Source organism: Anaerovibrio sp., from assembly GCF_024697385.1.
Taxonomy (GTDB): Bacteria; Bacillota; Negativicutes; order Selenomonadales; family Selenomonadaceae; genus Anaerovibrio.
In genome coordinates this window covers 1-3030 of record NZ_JAILFV010000042.1, presented here as the reverse complement: position 1 = coordinate 3030, position 3030 = coordinate 1, and the positions used below count along the sequence as shown (strand labels likewise).

The following is a 3030-nucleotide window of genomic DNA, read 5'->3' as shown; positions in this document are numbered from 1 at the left end:
CGGTAGTAGCAATAGTATAATGCTACTAATGGATGAAGTTGATGCTTTTCTTCATCCACGTTGGCAACAAGAAGCGCTGGGGCGGATATTGGATATTACAAGTAAAATCTTTGAGGGGAAAAAAGTGCAAATTGTGCTCTCGACACATTCGCCCATTCTTCTTTCTGATTTGCTAAGTTCTCATGTGATTTATCTGGCACAAGATGAGTCTGGGCAAATTAAACCTACGTACCGCAGTCAGGAGACTTTTGGTGAAAATATCTATCGTTTATATAAGGATTCGTTTTTCCTTGATGAAAAGAAAAATAATGATGATAATAATTTATGGATACGTGGCTCATTATCCAATCGAGTTGTAAATGATATTTATCGAGAAATGGATGCTATTAAAAATCAATTAAATAGTAAGGAAAAACAAGCTGGATTGAGTGCGGATGAACTATTGTCTAAATTAAATAAAATTAAGGAAAAAATAGATTTGATTGGTGAGGAGCTTCAAGTGAAAATGATAAAGGTATATTGGCAGAACATTTATGATTGCTTATGGGTGGAAAGACTAAAAAAAATGAAAAAAACAGAACAAATAGAAAGGCAAGTAGAATTAATTAATGAATTGATTCAAACTTTACCGGATGAGGCAATTAAATTATTAAAAATAAAACGAATTCGTGAAAGTGGGGTCTGATATGATAAAAATAGCAATGCCACAGAAAGTTATCGAAAATCATAAAAAATACTATAGAGAAAAAGTGTTGCCAGACATACAAGATGAATTGAACAAATTAAATGATTCAGAAGGATTAAATGGTATAATTGCATATAAAAACTTTTTAAGTTTATGTTTGGATAATTGGGAAAAATTTGCTATCGGTAGTGTAGCGGAATTACGAGTTCTTGATGATCAACTGTGCAAACAGTGGGATGATCTAAAAAATGATAAGGAAAAAGTGAGTAGCATTTTTTTAAAGGCGTATGATAGATTTATATATGTTCCTAAAAAGCTGATAAAACAATGGGAAAATAATGTGGATCCCAAGGATATGGAATGGTGTGCATATACCTATTTAAAAATGCTTTCTAATCTTCAGGTATGTCCGTATTGTAATAAAAATTTTATTCATCCTACGTTAACTGAAGATGGAAAGGTTCGTGGAGATTTAGATCATTTTTTTTCAAAAGAAAAACATCCGTACTTGGCTCTGTCTATATATAACTTAATTCCATGTTGCAGGTATTGTAATTCCTCTTTAAAAGGTAAGCAAGAATTTAACGTAGAAAATATAATATCGCCGTATGAAGTCTCCTATAATGATTTGTTTGAATTTAAAGGTCCGGATAGTCCGTCTGAAGGGATACAAATTGTCAATAATGACGAAGATGTGTTAGTCGATGAATATTTAGAGATGTTTAAAATTAAAGAACGGTATCAAAATAATCGTGACATTCTTGAAAAATTTCAACAAAAAAACCAAGAGTATGGATCTGCTTTTATTGAGCAATTTAATATGAATTTTGGTTTAGGAAAACTTCAAATTAGTATTCGTGAATTTTGGTCTGACTTTTATGATTATCCTTTGAATAAGGAGGATATAGATAAGAATATTATGAGTAAATTAAAGCGTGACCTAGCTGTAGATGTATTGGGACATGAATGGTTAAAAGGTGACAAATAATATAATTATCTTAGAATATTATTATATTTTTTAAATTTGCCCTTGCATTTGACATGTCAACTCCATAATATAGGAACTGAAAGAACTTTCCTATAATCCCTAACTGAATACATCGGAAATGACAAATTTTATGGATATCTACGCCGACGGGCGAATAGATATATTTGGGTTGTCATTCCGCAAGAGGGCCGCAGGGTGACAATCCGGCGGCTCTTTTGCATATGATTAAGGAGGGACTAAAAATGCGTCACACCAAGAAAACCACATTGCAGATTACCCGCATCACGGGCAGCGATGAAACGGGCAAGGACACCCACAGCTACTTGAATCTGGCTCACGTCAATCCGGAGATTGCCGATGATGACCTGCTTTCCATCGGGAAGAAGCTCTCGAACCTGCAGTCTTTCACTGTGGATGGTATCGGCCGGGTAGATTCCTGCCTGCTTGCGCAGGAACACTAAGGAGGGGTGAAAAATGAAGGCGACATTGGTAATGAGTTTTCGGATGAGCAACGGTAAAAACACTACGGTTTCCATCACCAGCCCCAAGGATGGGCTGACCGGGGCAGAGGTAAATGAAGTGGCTGCAGAAATGGTGGCCAAAGATGCCCTTATCGTGAACGAAAACCATCTGGAGGCGTTGGATAAAGCCTATATCCGCACCGTGGAGGAAACGCTGCTGCCGTAACGGGCGGTCTGACCTCACAAAAGCCCCGGCATGATGCTGGGGCTTTTCGTATAGGGGCGAGGAGGGCATTATGGAACAGACCATTTTGACCGCCGTTTCCGCTGTTGGATTCCCCATTGTGGTGACCTTTTATCTGTTGACCAGTTTCCAGAAGTCTATGGATAAGTTCACCGACAAGCTGGGGGAGCTGATACAGGAGCTAAGGCGGTTTGAAAAATGATGTAAAGCAGGCGGAATTGACTTGTCAAATTTGACATGTCAATTCCGCCTGTTTGCCCTTGGGGGATATGTTATAATAAAAGTAGTCAATGTCTACGATATGAAGTTTAATCTGAAAAGGGACTACAATCATGGCGAATAAAAATGCAGCAATTTGTACAACCGTGGTCGATTTCTTTGCCACTTATAGAGATGCCGCTGCCTTTGCAGATGTCTGTGAGGCTTATGTGCGGGAGGACTGCGGGATTATCGATGATGATGGTGGAAACCGCAAGCCATGGGAGGATTGCTATGATTTTTTGCGGGAAAATATGGACCCCAAGCGATGGGGAGATTTCCCCATCCTGATGGAATACATGATGCCGGAATCCCAGAAGCGGGCGGATGTGATTCTCTTGGGAAAAAAGCAGGTTCTAATCCTGGAGTTCAAGAAGAAGGGCCAGATTTATGA

The 3030-nt window shown here is 38.3% G+C and carries 6 protein-coding genes; all 6 read left to right on the top strand.

All coding sequences use genetic code 11. The features are described 5' to 3' along the window. The coding region (locus K6C05_RS02175; RefSeq protein ID WP_296730777.1) for an AAA family ATPase at positions 1-685 on the top strand (685 nt) is incomplete at its 5' end. Between the two features lies 1 nt (position 686). Beyond that, positions 687-1673 carry a hypothetical protein gene (locus K6C05_RS02170; RefSeq protein WP_296730776.1) on the top strand — a complete coding sequence of 329 codons (987 nt, stop codon included), beginning with the start codon at positions 687-689 and terminating at the stop codon, positions 1671-1673. Positions 1674-1915: 242 nt separating this feature from the next. Further along, positions 1916-2134 carry a DUF1659 domain-containing protein gene (locus K6C05_RS02165; RefSeq protein WP_296730774.1) on the top strand — a complete coding sequence of 73 codons (219 nt, stop codon included), beginning with the start codon at positions 1916-1918 and terminating at the stop codon, positions 2132-2134. A gap of 13 nt (positions 2135-2147) precedes the next feature. Beyond that, positions 2148-2360 carry a DUF2922 domain-containing protein gene (locus K6C05_RS02160; protein WP_296730772.1) on the top strand — a complete coding sequence of 71 codons (213 nt, stop codon included), beginning with the start codon at positions 2148-2150 and terminating at the stop codon, positions 2358-2360. Between the two features lie 70 nt (positions 2361-2430). After that, positions 2431-2580: a YvrJ family protein gene (locus K6C05_RS02155; RefSeq protein ID WP_071837954.1), complete on the top strand. Its 150-nt coding sequence runs from the start codon at positions 2431-2433 to the stop codon at positions 2578-2580. Between the two features lie 130 nt (positions 2581-2710). Beyond that, positions 2711-3030, top strand: a 320-nt coding sequence (locus K6C05_RS02150; protein ID WP_296730770.1) for a hypothetical protein, incomplete at its 3' end; no start/stop codon positions are given.